The 19,505-nt window shown below is 69.7% G+C and carries 16 protein-coding genes; 5 read left to right on the top strand and 11 right to left on the bottom strand.

The genetic code is table 11. The features are described 5' to 3' along the window. The first annotated feature begins 84 nt into the window (after positions 1-84). A complete protein-coding gene (locus tag ACFQRE_RS00640; protein WP_380117722.1) occupies positions 85-519 on the top strand; it encodes an Rrf2 family transcriptional regulator in 435 nt (144 codons plus the stop codon). 43 nt (positions 520-562) lie between these two features. On the opposite strand, the gene purB is transcribed toward ACFQRE_RS00640, so the two are convergent. Continuing rightward, entirely contained in the window at positions 563-1,972 is a 1,410-nt protein-coding gene (gene purB, locus ACFQRE_RS00635; RefSeq protein WP_380117720.1) for an adenylosuccinate lyase, read from the bottom strand. A 62-nt stretch (positions 1,973-2,034) separates the two neighbouring features. On the opposite strand from purB, the gene ACFQRE_RS00630 reads away from it, so the two are divergent. Further along, positions 2,035-2,454 carry a hypothetical protein gene (locus tag ACFQRE_RS00630; RefSeq protein ID WP_380117718.1) on the top strand — a complete coding sequence of 140 codons (420 nt, stop codon included), beginning with the start codon at positions 2,035-2,037 and terminating at the stop codon, positions 2,452-2,454. 142 nt (positions 2,455-2,596) lie between these two features. On the opposite strand, the gene ACFQRE_RS00625 is transcribed toward ACFQRE_RS00630, so the two are convergent. The 9 genes from ACFQRE_RS00625 to ACFQRE_RS00585 form a co-directional block, all read right to left on the bottom strand. After that, positions 2,597-3,133 (bottom strand): low molecular weight protein-tyrosine-phosphatase, encoded by a 537-nt coding sequence (locus ACFQRE_RS00625; protein WP_380117716.1) that lies wholly within the window; start codon positions 3,131-3,133, stop codon positions 2,597-2,599. A gap of 13 nt (positions 3,134-3,146) precedes the next feature. After that, on the bottom strand, positions 3,147-4,016 hold the full coding sequence (locus ACFQRE_RS00620) for a M56 family metallopeptidase (protein WP_380117714.1): 870 nt from the start codon (positions 4,014-4,016) through the stop codon (positions 3,147-3,149). A gap of 15 nt (positions 4,017-4,031) precedes the next feature. Next, positions 4,032-4,427: a BlaI/MecI/CopY family transcriptional regulator gene (locus ACFQRE_RS00615; RefSeq protein ID WP_380117712.1), complete on the bottom strand. Its 396-nt coding sequence runs from the start codon at positions 4,425-4,427 to the stop codon at positions 4,032-4,034. 5 nt (positions 4,428-4,432) lie between these two features. Next, on the bottom strand, positions 4,433-6,019 hold the full coding sequence (gene cydC / locus ACFQRE_RS00610; protein WP_380117710.1) for a thiol reductant ABC exporter subunit CydC: 1,587 nt from the start codon (positions 6,017-6,019) through the stop codon (positions 4,433-4,435). Continuing rightward, positions 6,016-7,659: a thiol reductant ABC exporter subunit CydD gene (cydD, locus tag ACFQRE_RS00605; RefSeq protein WP_380117708.1), complete on the bottom strand. Its 1,644-nt coding sequence runs from the start codon at positions 7,657-7,659 to the stop codon at positions 6,016-6,018. Before cydD ends, cydC begins: the two co-directional genes overlap by 4 nt. 16 nt (positions 7,660-7,675) lie before the next feature. Continuing rightward, positions 7,676-8,716, bottom strand: a complete 1,041-nt coding sequence (cydB, locus tag ACFQRE_RS00600; protein ID WP_380117707.1) for a cytochrome d ubiquinol oxidase subunit II — start codon at positions 8,714-8,716, stop codon at positions 7,676-7,678. A gap of 39 nt (positions 8,717-8,755) precedes the next feature. Continuing rightward, on the bottom strand, positions 8,756-10,222 hold the full coding sequence (locus tag ACFQRE_RS00595) for a cytochrome ubiquinol oxidase subunit I (protein WP_380117706.1): 1,467 nt from the start codon (positions 10,220-10,222) through the stop codon (positions 8,756-8,758). A 200-nt stretch (positions 10,223-10,422) separates the two neighbouring features. Continuing rightward, positions 10,423-12,111: a substrate-binding domain-containing protein gene (locus ACFQRE_RS00590; protein ID WP_380117704.1), complete on the bottom strand. Its 1,689-nt coding sequence runs from the start codon at positions 12,109-12,111 to the stop codon at positions 10,423-10,425. 61 nt (positions 12,112-12,172) lie between these two features. Continuing rightward, positions 12,173-12,562 (bottom strand): phage holin family protein, encoded by a 390-nt coding sequence (locus ACFQRE_RS00585; protein WP_380117702.1) that lies wholly within the window; start codon positions 12,560-12,562, stop codon positions 12,173-12,175. Between the two features lie 95 nt (positions 12,563-12,657). Between ACFQRE_RS00585 and hisC the strand changes: the two genes are divergently transcribed. Then, the gene (gene hisC, locus ACFQRE_RS00580; RefSeq protein WP_380117700.1) at positions 12,658-13,767 is read left to right on the top strand and encodes a histidinol-phosphate transaminase; all 1,110 of its coding nucleotides are present in this window, start codon (positions 12,658-12,660) and stop codon (positions 13,765-13,767) included. A gap of 211 nt (positions 13,768-13,978) precedes the next feature. On the opposite strand, the gene ACFQRE_RS00575 is transcribed toward hisC, so the two are convergent. After that, positions 13,979-14,950: an EamA family transporter gene (locus ACFQRE_RS00575; RefSeq protein WP_380117698.1), complete on the bottom strand. Its 972-nt coding sequence runs from the start codon at positions 14,948-14,950 to the stop codon at positions 13,979-13,981. Between the two features lie 72 nt (positions 14,951-15,022). On the opposite strand from ACFQRE_RS00575, the gene ACFQRE_RS00570 reads away from it, so the two are divergent. After that, positions 15,023-15,925, top strand: a complete 903-nt coding sequence (locus ACFQRE_RS00570) for a LysR family transcriptional regulator (protein WP_380117696.1) — start codon at positions 15,023-15,025, stop codon at positions 15,923-15,925. Positions 15,926-16,079: 154 nt separating this feature from the next. Then, positions 16,080-19,505: a S8 family serine peptidase gene (locus tag ACFQRE_RS00565; RefSeq protein WP_380117694.1), complete on the top strand. Its 3,426-nt coding sequence runs from the start codon at positions 16,080-16,082 to the stop codon at positions 19,503-19,505.

The raw sequence follows: 19,505 nt of genomic DNA, 5'->3' as shown, positions 1-19,505 counted from the left end.
TAGGTAACATGAGAAGTTACACATTACTCAGGCGTTATGACCCGGGGCAAGGAGTGCGCCCTCGATCACTGGAAGGATGGCCAGATGAGCGTCAGCAGTCACCTGTCCACAGCGGTTCATGCGCTGTGTTGGCTTGAGCTGGCGGCGCGCCGCGGTCGTACGAAGCTGACCTCGGCGGAGATTGCCTCAAGCCTTGCCAGCAATCCGGTCCAGGTCAGGCGAGAGCTGGCGCCCCTGCGGCACGCGGGCCTCGTGCAGGTCGTCGGGAGAGGGCCCGGTGGCGGCTGGGCGTTGGGCCGGCCGGCCGAGATGATCACGCTGAAGCAGGTGTCTGACGCCATCGGCGAGGAGCGCCCGTTCGCCCTGCACCCGCACGCGCCCAATCCGGAATGTCCGGTTGGTGCAGGCATCCGCCCGGTGCTCGGCGATGTCTATGACGATGTGCAGGCGGCGATTGCCCGAGAGCTCGATGGTCGGACGGTCGCGGACGTGCTCGACAGGATCCTGAAGCCGAGCTAGCAGTCGACAGGGCGAGCTGCTCGCCTCCCTCGCTGAGCCTGCGTCAGTCGAGGTGGTCCACGAGGGCGGGGGCGATCCCGACGTAGCTCTGCGGCGTCATCGCGGCGAGGCGTTCCTCGACATCCGCCGGGAGACCGAGGCCCTGGACGAACTCGACGAGCTCGGGCTGGCCGATGCGACGGCCGCGGGTGAGTTCCTTGAGGCGCTCGTAGGGCTCCTCCATGCCGGGCACTCCCTGGGCGCCGAGCGCACGCATCGCCGACTGGATGGGTTCGCCGAGGACCTCCCAGTTGCCGTCGAGGTCGCGCTCCATCGCGGCAGGCACGGCGTCGAGTCCGGCAAGGCCGCGGGTCGCGTTGTCGAGGGCGAGGAGTGAGTGGCCCAGTGCGACACCGATGTTGCGCTGCATCGAGGAGTCGGTGAGGTCGCGCTGGAGGCGGGACTGCACGAGCGTCGAGGCGAGGACGTCGAGGAGGGCGTTGCTGACCTCGAGGTTGGCCTCGGCGTTCTCGAAGCGGATGGGGTTGACCTTGTGCGGCATGGTCGAGGAACCGACGGTCCCCTGACCGCGCACCTGTGCGAAGTAGCCCATCGAGATGTAGGTCCAGACGTCCGTGCACAGGTTGTGAAGCACGCGGTTGAAGCGCGCGACGTCGGCATAGAGCTCGGCCTGCCAGTCGTGGCTCTCGATCTGGGTGGTCAACGGGTTCCACGTGAGGCCGAGGCCCTCGACGAAGGTCTCGCTGATGTCCTCCCAGTCGGCCTCGGGCACGGCAGCGAGGTGCGCGCCGTAGGTGCCGGTGGCGCCGTTGAGCTTGCCGAGGAACTCGGCGTCCTCGACGCGACGGAGCTGACGCTGCAGGCGCCAGGCCAGCACGGCCAGTTCCTTGCCCAGGGTCGACGGCGTCGCGGGCTGTCCATGGGTGTGAGAGAGAAGGGGCACTGAGCGCAGGTCGGAGGCCATGGTCGAGACGGCCTCGACGAGTGCGCTGGCGCGCGGCAGCCACACCTGCTCGATGGCACCCTGCACCATGAGGGCGTAGGACAGGTTGTTGATGTCCTCGCTCGTGCAGCAGAAGTGGATGAGCTCGGCGAGGCCCCTGTCGTCGCCGGCGGGCGCGATCTGCGCGAGGCGCTTCTTGAGGAAGTACTCGACCGCCTTGACGTCGTGCTGGGTGACCTTCTCGGTGTCGGCCATCTCGGCGATCTCGTCGGGTCCGAAGTCCGTCACGATCTGGCGCAGCTTGGCCTTCTCGTCGTCGGTGAGCGTGCGGACCCCGGGCACGACCTTGCGGTCGGTGAGGTGGATGAGCCACTCGATCTCGACGTGGATCCGTTGGCGGTTGAGCGCCGGCTCGGACAGGTGGTCAACCAGAGGAGCCACCGCGCCGCGGTAGCGGCCGTCGAGGGCGCCGAGCGCGATGGATGGAGTGACGTCAGCGAGAGAGCCCATGGGGCGCATTCTCCCATTGGCTGGGCTGGGACCCGGTGCCGCGTCGACCTAGACTCCCCAAGGTGTCCATCCCCACCCGCGAGCCCGGCCCGTCCACGCCGGTTCACCCCGAGGTCGTGCGGCGTCTGCTGCACTCTGAGCCGTTCGCGAGAAGCCGGCGCTTCGCCGAGCGGCTCGACACCGACCCGGTCATGCTCGAGGAACTGCTGGACCTGGTGCGGTTGCGCCAGGTGGAGAACGACGCCCGCCTCGCACCCCTGGCAGGGCTCGTTGCCCAGGCCGTGGACTGGTTGAGCGAATCGGCCTTCGAGGCCGGCGACTCAGCTGCCCTTGTCGCCCGACGGCACATGACCCTCGCGGCCCTCATCTACCTCGTCGACTTCAATGACGTCATCCCGGACGACGTCGTGGGCGGGACGGTGGATGACTTCGTGGTCCTCGACTACGTCCTCAAGCGCGCGTTTGACCCTGCCTCGACCTGACGGCGACGGTGAACAGCATGGATGCGGGGCCATCCTCGGGACAACCGGTTTGTGAGGACGAGGTCCTCGCGCGTCGCCACGAGGAGTGCCTTTGCACCACATGGTGGAGCAAAGGCACGTCCTGAGCGGCACCGCTCCGACCTCAGCCGCGACCCGTCTGTGGCCCGAGGTTGGCGCGCACGTGGTCGACGATGCCGGGCAGCGCTGCCTGCACCTCGGCATAGGTCTGGTCGAACGAGGCGTCATCGCCCCACCACGGGTCGTCCATGTCGAGGTCATCGGCGGCTACCGACTCCGGGTCGAATGCGCGCATCAGCCGCACCTTGGAGCGGTCCTTCTCGGTTCCCGCGAGCCGCAGCAGAGCCCGCTCGTGCCCGCGATCGGCAGCGAGGACCAGGTCGAGCTCGGCGAAGTCCTCAGCAGCGAACCGCTGCGACCGGTGCTCGCCCCAGCCCCGGTCGACGTGCTCGTTGCGACGCAGGACGGCCAGGGTACGGGCGTCCATCGGGTTGCCGCTCTCCTCCGCCGAGGTGCCGGCCGAGGTCACGTCGACGTCGAGCCCCGCGTCCTCGAACGCCTCGCGCAGCAGCCACTCACCCATCCGTGACCGACAGATGTTGCCCGTGCAGACCACAGAGATCCGGTATGCCGTCCGCCCACCTTGCGTGCCTTCGCTCATGTCCCGCAGCCTCTCACTGCCAGGCAAGGCCGAGGAGGGCGAGGGGAAGGATCAGGACAGCTGCGGCATACGCGTACATGAGCGCGACGGTCAGCGAGGGCAGGGGTTCGGCGGCGAGGAGCCGCATCCGGGCCGCTGTCGTGCCGTCGCCACCGGCGCCGAGTCCGGCCTCGGGTGCCTGCCCCTGCGCGAGGGTCATGAGCGCCCGGGCGGTGGTGACCGGACCGGACTGGCGCACGGCGGCACGGTCGGCCAGGGCCTCGACGAGCAGCCGCACCTCGCCCAGGGCCTCGGGTGAACGCACCGGGTTGGGGACGGAGTGGTGCAGGACGGTGAAGTACTCGATGAGCAGGTCGTGGCGGCCCCGCAGGTGCGCGCGTTCGTGGGCGAGAACCGCCTCGAGCTCGTCGTCGGGGAGGGCGGCGAGCGCACCCTGGGTCAGGACGACTCGTGATCGTCGCCCCGGAAGGCAGTAGGCCGTCGGTGTGGCGTGATCGAGAACGCGTATGCCGTCCGCTCGCCCTTCGACCTGGCTGGACAAGGAGGTCGGTGCGGCGAGGACGTCGACGAGTTCGCGGTGGCGAGCCCGGGCCGCGCGCAGGCGCGTGCCGATGCGGTGGCCCGACAGGAGCAGTCGGCCGAGGACGATCAGCGTCACGGCGCCGGCGATCGCGAAGACCAGCCAGCGCTGGGTGGTTTCGTTGAGATAGGGCACCGCGGCGGGAGCGGCACAGAGCGCGGCGAGCACGGCGGAGAGGGAGACGGCCTGCCAGGCCACGAGGGCAGGGCGAGGTGCTCGACGGAAGCGGACGAGCCGGGACATCGCCCGGGGTGCAGCGCCCGCAAGGACGACGGTGAGTGCGGCGAGGAGCAGGGCGTACATGCTGAGGTTCGACCCTCAGCCGCGTCGCTGCTCGACCTCGGAGAGCGCTGCGCGCAGGTCGTCGAGCTCCTCGGGTGTCGCACCATCGAGGAAGTGCAGCAAGGTCGCCCGACGATCGTTCGCGTCCCCCAAGGACGCCCGCATCGTCTCGGCGGTGAGCGACGCGCGCGTGCCAGCCGGGGTGTAGCGCCAGGCCCGTCCGTCGCGCTCGCGCGTGACCAGTCCCTTCTTGGACAGGCGGTCGAGCACGGTCATCACGGTCGTGTAGGCAAGGTTGCGGTCCCCGGGCAGGGCCTCGAGAACGTCCCGCACACTCGCGCCCTCGGGCCGGCGCGCCGCTGACTCCCACAGCTGCTCCATGATGGCGCGCTCGAGATCACCGAGGCGGGGAGCTGACGAGGGGGATGGCACAGCGATCAGTCCTTGCGGGGGAGTGAGAGTCCGAGGATCTCGTCGACGGCGTCGAGGCCCTCGTGGCGGTGGCTGACGACGACCACGGTACGCCCCGAGGTGGCCGCCCAGACATCACGCATGACGCTCACCGCGGTGGCGTGGTCGAGGTGGGCCACGGGTTCGTCGAGCAGGATGACCGGTCGCCGCGACAGCACCGCGCGGGCCAGCGCGAGCCGGGCACGCTCGCCGCCGGACACCCCACGCCCGCGAGCGCCCAGTCGGGTGTCCAGACCAATGGGCAGCCCCTCGAACCACGCGCCCAGACCCGAGACCTGCAGGGCGTTGATGATTTCCGAGTCGCCCGCATCCGGCTGTGCCAGAACGAGATTGGCACGCAGGTCGGTGGCAAAGATGTGCGGCTCATCGTCGACGATCGCGAGAAGGTCGCGGACAGCATCTGCGTCCAGGTCGGTGACGGCCCGACCGTCGATGAGATATCGACCGGCAGCAGGGTCGAGGGCGCGGGCGAGGACCGCGAGCAGGGTGGACTTGCCGGATCCGTTCGCGCCGACCAGTCCGACCCGGCGGCCCGGGGGGAGGTCGAGGTCGACCGGTCCGACGTCGACCCGGCCCTCGACCCAGCCGGCGACGATCCCCTCGAGACGAAGGTGCGGTGCGGACGACTCCAGCGTTCCCGCACCGGTGCTGCCCACGGCGGGCTCCTGGTGGAGCAGCGCCTCGACGCGTGAGCGACCCTGCTCCGCCCGGGCCTTGGCGCGCACCGCGTCGGCGAGCGGCAGGACGGCATCTGCCAGGGCAGCCGGCACGACGACGAGGAGCGCCATGACGGCGGGGGGAAGGTCCGAGGCCGTCGCCACGGCCGCCATGACGACCGTTGCCGCGCCGGTCAGGCCGAGGACACCTCCCGTGACCAGGGCTCGTCCGCGGCTCTGCCGACTCAGGGCCTGGGCCAGGTCGGCGTGCGCCCGGTCGAGGCGGTCGAGGACGTCACCCGTCGCGCCAATCGCCTGCACTTCCGGCGTATGCCGCGCCACCAGCTCTGCCGCTCGGCTCACCTCGGCGCGCGCCGCTGAGAGGAGGGGCTGGGCGTCGCGTTCGAGAGCCAGCCCCACGCGGGAGGTCAGAGCCACGATCATCATCCAGACTGCGACGACGATGCCAGCGGTCGGCTCCAGGGCGCCCGTCAGCAGGACAGCGAAGAGGGCGGCGACGGTGGCCGAGAGCACGGGCACGCGCACTCGGACATGGGCCTCGACGACGTCGGTGAGGTCGTCAACCACGCCGCTGAGGACGGCGCTGCGCGAGCGACGGCCAAGGCGAGCCGGGGTCAGAGGGATGAGGGCGGCATACACCGCGGTTCGGGCAGACGCGAGGTCCGCCAGGGCCGAGTCGTGGGAGCGGAGTCGCTCGAGGTGGCGGAAGAAGGGACGCGCCATGCCGAAGGCGCGCACCCCCACGATCGCGGTGAGCAGGGTGAGGATGACGGGGCGCTCGGCGGCGCGCACGATGAGCCAGCCCGAGGTCGCGGTGAGGGCGACGCCGGAGGTGAGCGCGAGCCCACCCCACACGCCAGCGAGCGCGCCTTTCATGACGTCGCCTCTGCCATCGCGTGCCCGAGGTGAAGGTGCTCGTCGGCGACGGAGACGAGCTCCGAGGAGTGGGTCGCCGCGATGACGCAGCGTTCCTGGGCCAAGGTGTGGATGAAGGTGACGACCAGGTCCGTGCCGGCCCGGTCGAGGTGGGCCGTGGGTTCGTCGAGCAGGAGAACCGGGGTGTCGGAGAGGGCGGCCCGGGCCAGGCCCAGTCGCAGTCGCTGTCCCGCGGACAAGCCGAACCCGTCGTCGCCGAGGGGCGTGGCAAGGCCATCCGGGAGACCCGAGACGAAGTCGTCGAGCCCGACCCGGGACAACGCCGCCCACACGTCGATTTCCGTGAGCTCGGGCTCGGTGCCGAGTCGGATCGCTTCCTCCATGGTCCCGTCGGGGAGGAACGGTCGTTGTGTCACGTAGTGCACCCGCCCCGTCGTGACCTCGCCCGATGTGGGCGTGCGCACGCCGGCAATGACGTCGAGCAGGGTCGACTTCCCCGACCCGGACTCACCCGTGACCACCGTCAGCCCGACCCCCGCCGTCAAGGGGAGGCCGTCGAGCACCAGGCGCTCCGACCCGGGGTAGATGTAGCTGACGCCCTCCGCCACCACCCCCAACCCCGACTTCGTGCCCGAATTGGACGTGTTGAGCGGGGCCTTCGGCCCGCGGATCGTGTCCAGTTCGGGCACGAAGTCGCTTCCCCCAGGCCTCGCCGGACGCTCAAGGATGGTGTCGATGGCGGCGGCTCCGTCGGCTGCGGCGTGGAACTCGGCGCCGACCCGGCGGATCGGCCAATAGGCCTCTGGCGCAAGGAGGATCGCGAGCAGCCCAGCCTGCAGGGTCATCGATCCGTGAGTCAGGCGCAGGCCCACGGACACCGCCACGATGGCGACCGAGATCGTCGCGAGCAGCTCGAGCGCTGCCGAGGACAGGAAGGCCAGCCGCAGGGTGCGCATCGTCGCGACGCGGTGCTGCTCCGACACCGCGCCCACGACCTCGACCTGGCGCCGTGCCCGCCCGAACGCCACGAGGGTCGGCAGCCCCCGCATGACATCACCGAAGTGACCGGCGAGCTGTTCGAGGGCGCGCCACCGGCTCATCGTGTCGTCCTGTGTCGTCCGCCCGATGAGTGCTGCGAACAGTGGCAGCAGGGGCAGCGTCACCACGACGATGACCGCGCTCAGGGGGTCGACCACGACGAGTGCAACCACGGCGAGCACCGGCACGACGGCACCGGCGACGAGCGCTGGGAGGTAGCGGGCGGCATACGGCTCCACGGCGTTGGCGCCCTGCACGGCCAGGGTCGACGCTTGCTCGGCCTCGGGCCGCCCCTCGGCTGGCGCATCCAACCAACGGGCGAGCAACTGCCGGCGCAGGGCCGAGCTGATCGCGCTCGACGTGCTCGCTCCGATGCGCTCGACGAGCACCCCCAGTGCTGCTCGCGCGAGGAACGCGATGCCCACCCACACCGCGCCGCGATGCCAGTTGCCCTGTGAGACAACGTCGGTCACGAGGCGCGCCAGTGACACGGCCAGACCGATCGCGGCCACACCCTGCAGGGCAGCGACTGTGGCCAGCACGGCCACCGGCCGTCGCGCGGCCGGGACTGCTTGCAGCAGTCGAGGGTCAAAAGGCTTCATCGCGTATGCCGTCCGCTCACTTCACGAGGACGGGCTCGGGGATGTGGTGGGTCGAGAGACGCCGTCGGAAGACCCAGTACGTGTATGCCGTGTAGAGCAGGACGATCGGCACGAAGAGCAGTGCCGCGACGGTCATGATCTGCAGCGTCATCGTCGTGCTGGCGGCGTTCTCGATCGTGAGCGAGGCGCCTCCCGAGAGGGTTGTGGGCATGACCGCCGGGTGGAGCGCGACGAAGTAGGACGCGGTGGCGGCGACCCAGGTGAGGGCCGTGCCACCGAAGGCGAGTCCCTCGCGTCCGGCCCGGCCCGCGAGCAGCCCCCCGACGAGGCCGGCTGCGGCGACGACGGCCAGGGCGGCCACGGCCAGTGACCCCTGGGTCGTGACGAGCCAGCCGAGCAGCAGGACCGCGAGCACCGCGGCGACGAGGCCCGCCTGCCACGCGATCCGGCGGGCGTCCTCGCGGATGGACCCGTCGGTCTTGAGGGCGAGGAAGTGCGCGCCGTGGGTCACCGAGAGGGCGACGAAGGTGGCCCCGCCGAGCAGGCTCGGGAGGTTGAGCAGGGTCCAGAGCGAGCCGGCATACTCGAAGTCCGCATCGAGGGGAACGCCTCGCACGACGTTGGTCAGTGCGACACCGACGAGGAACGGCGCGAGGACCGAACCCGCGACGATCGCGATGTCCCACCGCCGACGCCAGGTGTCGTCGTCGCGCTTGTGGCGGTACTCCAGGCCCATGTTGCGCACGATCAGGGCCACGAGGAGCACGAGGAGGGGTAGGTAGAAGGCCGAGAACATCGACGCGTACCAGTGGGGGAAGGCCGCGAACATCGCTCCGCCGGCGGTGAGCAACCAGACCTCGTTGCCGTCCCAGTGGGGCCCGATGGCGGTGAGCATGACCCGGCGGCGCTTCTCGGACTCCTCCACGGCAGCACCGACTCGCGGCCGGCCGCCGAGGACGGGCAGGAGGGCTCCCACCCCGAAGTCGAAGCCCTCGAGGGTGAGGTAGCCGGTCCAGAGCACCCCGATGAGGATGAACCAGATGAACGGGTAGTCCATGTCGATCTCGCTCTCTCGCAGCGTTGTCGGGTGAGGGTGTCAGTACGCGAACTGGAGGGGTGCGTCCTCGGCGGGCGCATCCTCCGGTTCGTGGAAGGGCTCGGCGCCGTGGGCGACGTAACGCAGGAAGAGACGTACCTCGACAACGGCGAGCACGGCATACAGAAGGGTGAAGACCGTCATCGATGTCCAGATCTCGGCCACCGACACCGACGGCGAGACGCCGAAGGCAGTGGTCATCAACCCGTTGACGAGCCATGGTTGGCGCCCGGTCTCGGTGAAGATCCAACCGAAGCTGTTGCCGAAGATCGGCAGCAACGGCGCGGCGATCGCGGCCCAGACCCACAGCCGCGAGACCGGCGGTCGCGAGCGTCCGCGCGTCACCCACAGCAGCAGCAACGACAACCCCATCGAGGCGAAGCCGAGCCCCATCATGATGCGGAAGGTCCAGTAGGCCAGGGGCACGTTGGGGGTGTAGTCGCCGTCGGCCGCGACCCGCGCGACGTCCGACCCATAGGTGCGCTCGATCCCGGCGACCATCTCGGCGTTGCGGGCCTTGATCTCGTTGATGCCCTCGACGGTGCCGTTGGGGTTGCCGGTCGCCATGAACGCGAGGACCTTGGGCACCTTGATCGCGAAGACCTCTTCGGTGCCGTCGAGCGATCCGATGGTGAAGACCGAGAACGCGGCCCCGGTCTCCGACTCGTAGAGCGCCTCTGCCGCAGCCATCTTCATCGGCTGGACCTCCGTCATGATCTTGCCCTGCACGTCGCCGGTGATGACGACGCCGAGGCTCGCGACGAGGGTGAGGACGGCGCCGAGCCGGGTGGCCTTGCGATACATCGGGACGTCGGCAGCGTCCGACGCACCGGGCTGGGCCGCTCGCCGCCAGAGCCAGACGCCCACGCCCATGACCACGGCGCCGCCGACCATGTAGGCCGACGTGATGACGTGCGGGAAGGCGACGAGCTGGACCTTGTTGGTGAGGATCGCGAGGAAGTCGGTCATCTCGGCCCGCCCGGAGTCGGGGTTGTAGCGGAAGCCGACCGGGTTCTGCATGAACGAGTTGGCCGCGAGGATGAAGTAGCCCGAGAGCAGGGTGCCGATGTGCACGACCCACATCGTCGCCGCGTGCAGCTTCTCGGGGATGCGGCCCCACCCGAAGATCCACAGCCCGAGGAACGTCGACTCGACGAAGAACGCCAGCAAGGCCTCGAGCGCCAGGGGAGCCCCGAAGATGTCGCCGACGAAGCGCGAGTAGTCCGACCAGTTCATCCCGAACTGGAACTCCTGGACGATGCCCGTGACGAGCCCAAGGGCGAAGTTGATCGTGAAGAGCTTGCCGAGGAACTTCGTCAGGCGCAGCCACTCGGGTCGTCGCGTCCGCACCCACAGCACGTGCGTCACGGCGACGATGAAGGACAAACCGATCGTCACCGGGACGAAGAGGAAGTGGTAGACGGTGGTGATCGCGAACTGCCACCGGGCGAGGTCGACGGGGTCCATGGCTCTCCTGCAGATCGGTCCCTCGGGGGGCTCAAGGCTCTACTACGACTGATAGTAATACGACGGCGCGTAGTAGATCAACCGAGGTGTGGGTGGGCTCCGTCACGAGCGGGGCAGACGCTGATGGCCGGCGCTCCCATGGGGACGCCGGCCGTCAGGCTGAGCGCCGCTGGTGCCAGCGGCGCAGACGCTGACGGGCCTCAGGGAGCCTGGGCGGGCTCGCGCGCCAGCAGCGCCTGGACGAAGACCGTGAGCAGGTCGTCCGAGGTGTTCGCGGTGTAGCTCGTGCCCCCGGTCGCTGCCGAGATGGTCTTGAGCACCTTGGTGTCGGCCTCGCCCATGCCGATGGTGATGATGCGCACCGGGCGGGCGGGGTCGTGGTCCTTCTTGATCTTCGCCAGCAACTGGTCGAGGGAGAGGCCGCCGCCCGGGTCGTCGTTCTTGCCGTCGGTGACGATGACGACGGAGTTGAAGTACTCCGCGTCGTAGGTCTTCGTCATCTCGTCGAACGCCGCCGCGGTCGTGTCATAGAGCCCGGTGTCGCCACTGATGTAGCTCGGGAACTTGTTGAGAGCCCCGACGATGGCCTCGCGGTGCGTGCCTTGGCCCTCGGGTTCGTCGAGCCGTGCCACGGGAGCGATGGGCGCCCAGTCCTTGCCCTTGCCTCCTTTGTCGGTGGAGAAGATCCACCCGCCGACCTGGCTGCCGTCGGGAAGCTTCTGGACTGCGGTGATGAGCGACTCCTGCGCCACCTTGGCGCGGGTCTTGCCGCCGGTGTCCTTGGCGACCGTCGTCATCGAGCCGGAGACGTCGACGATCGCGAGCATGCGGGCGTCTGCCTTGAGGACGTCCCACTGGCGCAGGGCATCGAGTCGGGCAGCAGCAGCCATGGGTGTGGGGGCGGTGACGGATGCGGGTGCGGCCCCGTCGATCGTCGGGCCACCGGCGTCGTCATCCGTGCGGAATCCGGCCTGGGTGAAGGCGTCGACGGCGCCCGCGGAAGTCAGCGCCCGGAACCCGGCGTCAGCAGTCTCCTTGAGGGCCGGGCTGAGGTTCGGTGCCGGCACCCACGGGTAGTCCATCGAGAGCGTGCCCGACCTGGGTGTGACCGCGACCAGCGTGCCCGGCGCCGTCTTGGCGTATGCCGCGAGGGCCTGTTCGCTCAGCGGGAACGGTTCGCTTCGGGTCGTGTTGGACTTCGTCGGGTCCTGGACGCCGGCGAGCAGGTCGGCGGCGCCGGTGGCCGCGAAGCGTGAGAGCAGGATGATCCGCTGCCCGGCCTCGACGTCCTTGGTCGTCGGGGCGTCACCGCGAGAGGCGAGGAAGGCCAGCCGGCTGGCGGTGTCCAGGTGCGGGTTCGCGAGGTGGATCGCGCCGTCCTTGTTGACGAGGTCGGTCCATGACGTCAGCTGGCCGCTGAACCTGTCCTTGCTCTGGACCGGGTTGGCGAGGACGACGGGGGAGTGCGCGAGGGAGCCGCCGGAGACCCAGTCGGCCCTGACCGCGGAGCCGGTGCTGCCGGCGGTCGTCTGGTCCAGCCAGACGGACGAGTCGGCGATCCACGCATCGGGCGCCCGGCCCTGACGGATGCGGCTCGCCACGCTCGAGGACCGCAGGCCGGTGACCTCGTAGCGATGGCACGGGTTCGCCTCGGTCGCCGTGGCCAGCTGGGCCTTGACGAGGTCGACGACCTCGGGCGTCACCTCGACGCGCAACGGTGCGGAGGTGCACCCCGCACCAGAAGCTGTGTCGCCCGAGCCGTCGGAGCCCGAGCCGGTGCCCTTGCCGAGGGCGTAGGCGCCTCCCGCGATGACGACGGCACCGGCGACGAGCGCGGCAATGACTCCGCGCTGGCTCGGAGCACTCTCTGCGTGGTGGTGACGACCCATGGGAACGACGCTGCTCAGTGAGGAGGGAGGAGGTGGCGCTGCGCCGAACTCAGCGACAGGCTCAGTCGTCGTCGCCGTCGGGCAGGACGACGCTCAGCAGCCACGACACGATGGTGATGATGACCGCGCCGAACACCGCGTCCCAAAAGAAGTCGTCGATGGTGAACGCCAGCCCGAGGGGCTCGGCGATCCACTCGGTGATCTGCAGCATGAACGCGTTGACGATGAACGTGAACAGCCCCAGCGTCAGCACGATCGCCGGGAACGACAGCACCTTGGCGATCGGCCGGATGACGGCATTGACGAGGCCGAAGACGAGTGCCACGAGCACGATCGTCACGACCTTGCTCGTCCACGCGTCGTCGGTGCCGAAGCTGATGCCGGCGAGGAGGCCGGCTGCTGCCCAGAGAGCGACGGCGTTGATGAGGACTCTGATCAGGAAGTTCTGCACGGGGTCATGTTCCCACGAAGAGGGCCCCGGATGGCCTGTGCATGTGACGTACGTGGCGTTCGTCGCTCCCTCGAGGGGCCTCTACAGTGGCGGGCATGACCGACGGTGATGCCTTGAAGTCGCGGCCCTCTGCTCCCCGCGTCCGCCTCCGGGGGGCGCTGGACGCCGTTCCGGCCTACGTCGCAGGGCGACCGGCGGCAGCGCAGGCCGGCATCACGGCATACAAGATCTCCTCCAACGAGAATCCCTATCCGCCCCTGCCGTCGGTCCTCGATGTCGTGCGCGAGCAGGCCGGGCAGATGAACCGCTACCCCGACATGGGCGTCTCTGCCCTCACCGAGGCGCTCGCCGCGCGGCTCGACGTGCCGGCTGCGCGGATCGCGACCGGGCCGGGCAGTGTCGGCGTCCTCGGACAGATCATCACGGCGTTCTGCGAGGCTGGCGACGAGGTGGTCTTCGCGTGGCGCAGCTTCGAGGCCTACCCGATCCTCGTCGCGCTCGCGGGTGCCAAGGCCGTCCAGGTGCCGCTCACGAGCGAGGCGCGGCATGACCTCGATGCCATGGCCGACGCGATCACCGACCGCACCAAGGTCGTCCTCGTCTGCACGCCCAACAACCCGACCGGCCCGAGTGTGCGGACCGCTGAGCTCGAGGCGTTCCTCGACCGCGTGCCGGATGACGTTCTCGTCGTGCTCGACGAGGCCTACCTCGAGTTCGTCGCGAGTGACGACGCCCCGGACGCCCTCGCGATCCACCGCGCGCGTCCCAATGTGCTTGTGCTGCGCACCTTTTCGAAGGCCTACGGCCTGGCCGGGCTTCGCATCGGGTATGCCGTGGCGCACGAACCGATTGCCGAGGCCCTGCGCAAGGCGGCCATTCCGTTCGGCGTGAACTCGCTGGCGCAGGTGGCCGCGATTGCCTCACTCGAGGCGTTCGACGAGCTCGACGTCCGGGTCAAGGAGCTGGTCGCCGAGCGCGCCCGGGTCGTGGCCGAGCTCACCAAGCAGGGCTGGGCCATCCCCGACACCGACGCCAACTTCGTGTGGTTCCCGGTGGGTGAGCGCACGGCCGAGTTCGCGGCGGCGTGCCAGGCCGTGGGACTGACGGTCCGGCCCTACGGCACCGACGGGGTGCGGGCGACCATTGCCGAACGCGAGGCCAACGACCGACTGCTCGAGGCCACCGCGGCGTTCCCCCGCTCCTGACCGCTCGCCGCTCCGATGGGGCGCGGTGCTCGTGCGTCTTCTTGCCCCGCACGGACAACTCGCTGGCGCTCGCCGTCCGACTCTTCGTTCGTCTTCGTGCCCCGCACGGACAACTCGCTGGCGCTCGCCGTCCGACTCTTCGTTCGTCTTCGTGCCCCGCACGGACAACTCGCTGGCGCTCGCCGTCCGTGCGGGGCACGAAGACGAACGCCTATCGAGGTTCCGGAGAGGTCGACGCGAGGGCCGCCTCAGTTGATGCGGTCGAGGACATCACGGACCTCGCGAGCGTTGGCGCGGCGGTGGGCTGGCCCACGCGGAGCGTGGGACCCGCGCCCGCCGTGAGCAGTACGCCCACCACCACGATCGCGCACCCCAGCCACTCCACGAGTGAGGGCCGCTCGCCGAGCAGGAGCCACGCGGACGTCAGGCCGGTGACCGGGACCAGCATCGAGAACGGCGCGACGGTGCCCGCCGGGTGCCGGGCCATGAGCCAGGACCAGATGCCGGTGCCGATGACCGTGGCGATGAGGCTCGTGTAGATCAGGCCCATCACGGCAGCGAAGCCGACCGAGGTTCCCAGGGTCGTGAGGGAGTCGCCGATTCGGGTGGGCCCTTCGACGACGAGGCTGAGCAGGAGCATCGGGATCGGTGGGACCACACTCATCCACATCGTGAGGCGCACCGGCTGCGTCGCCCGCGCCCGACGCACGGCGAGGTTTCCCACCGCCCAGCCGAGCCCGCCGAGGACCGTGAGCACGAACGGCCACACCGCCGACACGTCCCCGCGCTGAGAGCCCACGACGGCGAGCCCGCCCACCGCGATGAGGACGCCGAGCCCGCGTCGGGGCGACAGGTGCTCGCCGAGTAGGGCACCGAGGACGACGGTGAACGGAGCGGAACTCTGCAGGACGAGCGAGGCGAGACCGGCCGGCATACCCGTCGCCATGCCCCAGTAGAGGAAGGTGAACTGCAGGATCCCGAACCCCAACCCGTAGAGCAGGATCCAGCGCCAGGCCACGTCCGGCTTGGGCACGAAGAGGACGGCGGCGATCGCCAGGGGCAGCCAGCGGAGGGCGACGGCAAAGAACGGCGGGAACTGCTCGAGCGACGCGTGGATGGCGATGAAGTTCACGCCCCAGAGGACGGCGACGAGCATGGCGAGGAGGCGGTGGCGAGTGGGCACTGGTCCAGCGTGACCGGCATACATTGCTTCGGTCTACTGAATCTTTCTTGTTCTAGTCCTTAGGGTGACTTCATGGATGTTCGTCACCTGGCCCTGCTGCGCGAGCTCGCGGACCGCGGCAGCGTGACGGCGGTGGCGCTCGCGACCCACCGCACCGGCTCCGCCGTCTCGCAGCAGCTGCGCACTGCCGAGCGAGATCTCGGTGTCCGGCTCGTCGAGCCCGTCGGACGCGGGCTCCGGCTCACTGACGCCGGGCGGCTCCTGGCGGACGCGGCCGTCGATGTCGAGACGTCCCTGGCCCGGGTGGAGGCGCGGCTGGACGAGTTCCGTGGGCGTCCGACGGGCCGCGTGCGGATCGCGTCGCTGACGAGTGCGGCCGAATTCCTCGTCCCGTCGGCCCTGGTGGCGCTCGCGGCCAAGGGGATTGACATCGAGCTGAGCGACACCGATGTGTCGGAGGAGGACTACGCGTCGCTCGCCGCCGACCACGACATCGTCATCGGGCACAGCCTCCTTGGTGCGATCCCGCGTGGCTCCGAGCGGCTCACCCACACGGTCCTCGCGCGCGAACCCCTCGACGTCGCGCTCCCGGCCGACCACCCGCTCGCCGCGAAAGAACACCTGAGCCCGCGCGATGTCGTGGGCGAGCCGTGGATCGGGGTGCCCGCCGGCTATCCGTTCGCGACGGTGCTGGACGGCGTTGAGCGCGTCACCGGCCAGCGGGTGCACGTCGTCCAGCGGGTCAGGGACAACCGCGTCGTCGAGGCGTTCGTCGCTGCCGGGGTCGGTCTGGCGCTGCTGCCGCGCTTCACCACGCGCCCCCGCGAAGGTGTCGTGCTCCGGCCGTTGCGTGGCGTCGACGCCCGTCGGTGGATCGTCGCCCTGTCTCGCCCGGACCGCGCCGAGCGAGCCGTCGTCCGCCGCACCGTGACGGCCCTCAGGGAGATCGGTCGCGCCGCCGGCCCGTCAGTGTGAGAGGGCGGCCACGAGAGGCGCGATGGCCGGATCCTCACCGGCCAGGTCCGGTCCGGCAAAGAGGCGGGGCCAGCGGCGGCGACGCAGGCTCGGACGCTACCGCTCACGACCAGTTGGTGGGCGCGACCTCGAACCACGAAGGGGAGGCACTTTCATGTTTCGCACAGATTTCTTTGCCAAGGGTCTGGCGGGTCGCGGCTGTGGCGGCAACACTGTCGTCACCCCGTCCGCGACCGCGAACGGTGAGTCGCGCCCCGACCAGGTGCGCGCGACCGTGATGAGAGGACCCAACGTGACCCGACGCCCCCTGCGCCGTAGTTTCACGACGGTCGCCGGACTGGCCGCAGCGGCACTCGCCGCCACGGCTGCTGCCCCTGCCATGGCACACCCCGGAGACCGTGAGATCACCGTTGCGAAGGCGCCCAGCGCGCAGTCGCAGATCAGCAAGGTCAAGGCGGCCAAGTCCGCCGACAAGCTCGGTCGTCACGACCGGGATCTCCTCGAGAAGGCCGTCGACGCCAAAACCTCGCGCGTCGTCGTCATGATCTCGACCGGCAAGGGCGAGACGGCCGCCGCCGTCAAGGCCATCACCGCGAACGGTGGTGTCGTCGCGACGGTCAATGACCGCGTCGGCTACATCAGCGCGAGCGTGCCGACCGGCAAGGTCGACGCCGTCGCCAAGGACGCCGCCATCGTCGCGGTCGACCTCAACGAGCGCATTGCCCTGCCCAAGCCCGAGGACGAGAAGGCCTCCGGTGTCTCGACCCTTGCGGTTGCCGGTCCGGGTGCTGCCACGCCCGACGACAACCCCTACATGCCGACGCGTGACATCGGCTCCATCGCGTTCAAGAAGGCGAACCCGACCTTCGACGGCCGCGGCACGACGATCGGGATCCTCGACTCCGGTGTCGACCTCGACCACCCGGCCCTCCAGACCACGTCGACCGGCGAGCGCAAGATCGTCGACTGGGTCACCGGCACGGACCCGCTCCTCGAGAGCGACGGGTCGTGGCGAGCCATGCTCACGACCGTCACCGGTCCGAGCTTCTCCGCTTCGGGCTCGACGTGGACCGCGCCGGCCGGCACCTACAAGTTCCAGCGCGTCGCCGAAAGCATCTCCCTGGCCGACGAAGCCCGTGGCGACTTCAACCGAGACGGTGACACCACCGACCGCTGGGGCATCCTCTACAACGAGACGACCCACGACATCTGGGTCGACGCCAACCAGGACTTCATCTTCTCCGACGCCGAGAAGATGCGCCCCTACAAGGAGAAGTTCGACATCGGCCACTTCGGTGTCGACAACCCCGCGACCGCCATCGCCGAGTCGATGCCGTTCGTCGTCGAGTACCGCGAGGACGTCGACCTGACGCCGGCCAACCTCCCCGGCCAGAAGGCCGACTTCGTCAACATCGGCATCGTCCAGGCTGCACACGGCACCCACGTCGCCGGCATCACCGCGGCCCACTCCCTCTTCGGCGGGGCCATGGACGGTCAGGCGCCCGGCGCCAAGATCGTGTCGAGCCGTGGCTGCTCCTGGGGTGGCGGCTGCACCACGGTCGCCCTGACCGACGGCATGGAGGATCTCGTCGCCAACCGCGGCGTCGACGTCGTCAACATGTCGATCGGTGGCCTGCCCGCCCTCAACGACGGCAACAACGCCCGCGCCCGCCTCTATGACGCACTCATCTCCGAGTACGGCGTGCAGATCGTCATCTCGGCCGGCAACAGCGGCCCGGGGATCAACTCGATCGGTGACCCGTCCGTGGCCACCGACGTCATCTCCGTCGCCTCCTCCATCACCAAGGAGACGTGGAAGTCCAACTACGGCGCCGACGTGAGCTCGGACGTCGCCCTGCACAACTACTCCTCGCGTGGTCCGCGTGAGGACGGCGGCTTCAAGCCCAACGTCATGGCACCGGGTTCGGCCGTCTCGTCCATCCCGACCTGGCAGCCGGGCAGCGCGGTCCCCGAGGCCGGCTACTCCCTGCCCCCGGGTTACGCCCACTTCAACGGAACGTCGATGGCCTCCCCGCAGACGGCAGGCGCCACGGCCCTGCTCATCTCGGCGGCCAAGGCGACCGCTGTCGCGATCACGCCTCGCCAGATCCGTGACTCGATCTACACGACGGCCGACTACAAGGCCAACGTCGAGGCGCTCGGTCAGGGTGCTGGCCTCGTGGACGTCCCCAACGCGTGGACCCTGCTCAAGACTCGGCCGGCGTCGCAGGACTACACGGTGACGGCTCCGGTCTGCACACCGCTGTCCGGTTTCCTCGCCACGCCCAACCAGGGCACCGGCCTCTACAACCGTTGCGCCGCCGACTCCGGTGGTCTCACTGCGGGAGTCGAGAAGTCCTTCACGATCACCTCGACCCGCACGTCCGGGGCCAAGGGCAACGTGAAGCACGCCCTGCGGCTCGTCGGCAACGACGGCACGTTCGCGTTGCCGGTCTCGAACCGACCGCAGCCGCTCGGTGGCACGGTCGACATCCCGGTCAAGGTCAAGACCTCGACGCCGGGTGTCCACTCGGCGATCCTCGAGATCGACGACCCGGCCACGTCGGTCGTCGACAAGCGGGTGCTGCTCACCGTCGTCCTCGCGCAGGACGCGAAGGCACCATCGTTCGCCGTGTCGAAGACGGGCACGGTGGAGCGCAACCTCTTCCAGCGCGTCTTCGTCAACGTCCCGGTCGGGGCCAAGGCCCTCCAGGTCAACCTCGGCGACTACGCCGACGGGTCGCAGGTGCGCTGGATCGCCTACAACCCCTACGGCAACCCTGTCGAGTCGACGTCGTCGCTCGTGTGCTTCACGAACTACAACGGCGGCGGCGGCTGCAACGCCACCTCGCGCAGCTACTCGAACCCGCTCCCGGGCATCTGGGAGCTCCAGGTGGAGGCGCGTCGCACAACGCCGACGCTGACCAACGCGTTCAAGCTCACCGCCAGCGCCCAGGGTGTTGTCGTCGACCCGGCCGTCCAGACCATCGCCACGGCGCAGGTCGGGGTTCCGGCTCCGGTCTCGTGGACGGTGACCAACCAGTTCGCCCCGGTGACGATTGCTCCGAAGGGCGGGCCGCTCGGCTCGGCCGTCGCGGGTCGCAAGACCATCGCCAACCACGCGCTGCAGAAGTTCACGGTGACCGTCCCGTCGGGCGCCACCAAGCTCGTGGCCAAGATCGGCAACCCGTCCGACCCCGGCGCTGACCTCGACCTCACGGTCAGGAACGCAGCCGGTGCGGTTGTCGCGCAGCAGGCCGACGGTGACAGTGAGGAGGCCGTGACGATCAACGCCCCGGCCGCTGGCACCTACACCGTGGAGGTGGACGGCTACTCGATCCCCTCGGGCTCGACGCAGTACGACTACCTCGACGTCTTCTACTCGACCGGGCTCGGCACCCTCACCGTGCCGGCGACGACGACCGACCTCGCGACGGGTGCCTCGGCGCCGGTCACGGGTACGGTCACCGTCGCAGCCGTCCCGGCCGCTGGGCGTCAGGTGTCCGGCGAGCTGTCGGTCCTGTCCTCCGGGGGCGCGCTCCTCGGCACCGGCCAGGTCCTGATCGGCTCGGTCAGCTAG

The sequence above is a fragment of the Knoellia pratensis genome (assembly GCF_042666395.1).
GTDB lineage: Bacteria > Actinomycetota > Actinomycetes > Actinomycetales > Dermatophilaceae > Knoellia > Knoellia pratensis.
Note: the sequence above shows the minus strand (reverse complement) of the source record. Positions and strands in the feature narration are given on the sequence as shown.

Excerpts from the sequence above, each read along its gene's own strand:
- ACFQRE_RS00570 (WP_380117696.1), top strand. The coding sequence starts at position 15,023 with ATGGATGTTCGTCACCTGGCCCTGCTGCGCGAGCTCGCGGACCGCGGC.
- cydB (WP_380117707.1), bottom strand. The coding sequence starts at position 8,716 with ATGGACTACCCGTTCATCTGGTTCATCCTCATCGGGGTGCTCTGGACC.
- ACFQRE_RS00565 (WP_380117694.1), top strand. The coding sequence starts at position 16,080 with ATGTTTCGCACAGATTTCTTTGCCAAGGGTCTGGCGGGTCGCGGCTGT.
- purB (WP_380117720.1), bottom strand. The coding sequence starts at position 1,972 with ATGGGCTCTCTCGCTGACGTCACTCCATCCATCGCGCTCGGCGCCCTC.
- cydC (WP_380117710.1), bottom strand. The coding sequence starts at position 6,019 with ATGAAAGGCGCGCTCGCTGGCGTGTGGGGTGGGCTCGCGCTCACCTCC.
- ACFQRE_RS00620 (WP_380117714.1), bottom strand. The coding sequence starts at position 4,016 with ATGTACGCCCTGCTCCTCGCCGCACTCACCGTCGTCCTTGCGGGCGCT.
- cydD (WP_380117708.1), bottom strand. The coding sequence starts at position 7,659 with ATGAAGCCTTTTGACCCTCGACTGCTGCAAGCAGTCCCGGCCGCGCGA.
- ACFQRE_RS00590 (WP_380117704.1), bottom strand. The coding sequence starts at position 12,111 with ATGGGTCGTCACCACCACGCAGAGAGTGCTCCGAGCCAGCGCGGAGTC.
- ACFQRE_RS00595 (WP_380117706.1), bottom strand. The coding sequence starts at position 10,222 with ATGGACCCCGTCGACCTCGCCCGGTGGCAGTTCGCGATCACCACCGTC.
- ACFQRE_RS00640 (WP_380117722.1), top strand. The coding sequence starts at position 85 with ATGAGCGTCAGCAGTCACCTGTCCACAGCGGTTCATGCGCTGTGTTGG.
- hisC (WP_380117700.1), top strand. The coding sequence starts at position 12,658 with ATGACCGACGGTGATGCCTTGAAGTCGCGGCCCTCTGCTCCCCGCGTC.
- ACFQRE_RS00625 (WP_380117716.1), bottom strand. The coding sequence starts at position 3,133 with ATGAGCGAAGGCACGCAAGGTGGGCGGACGGCATACCGGATCTCTGTG.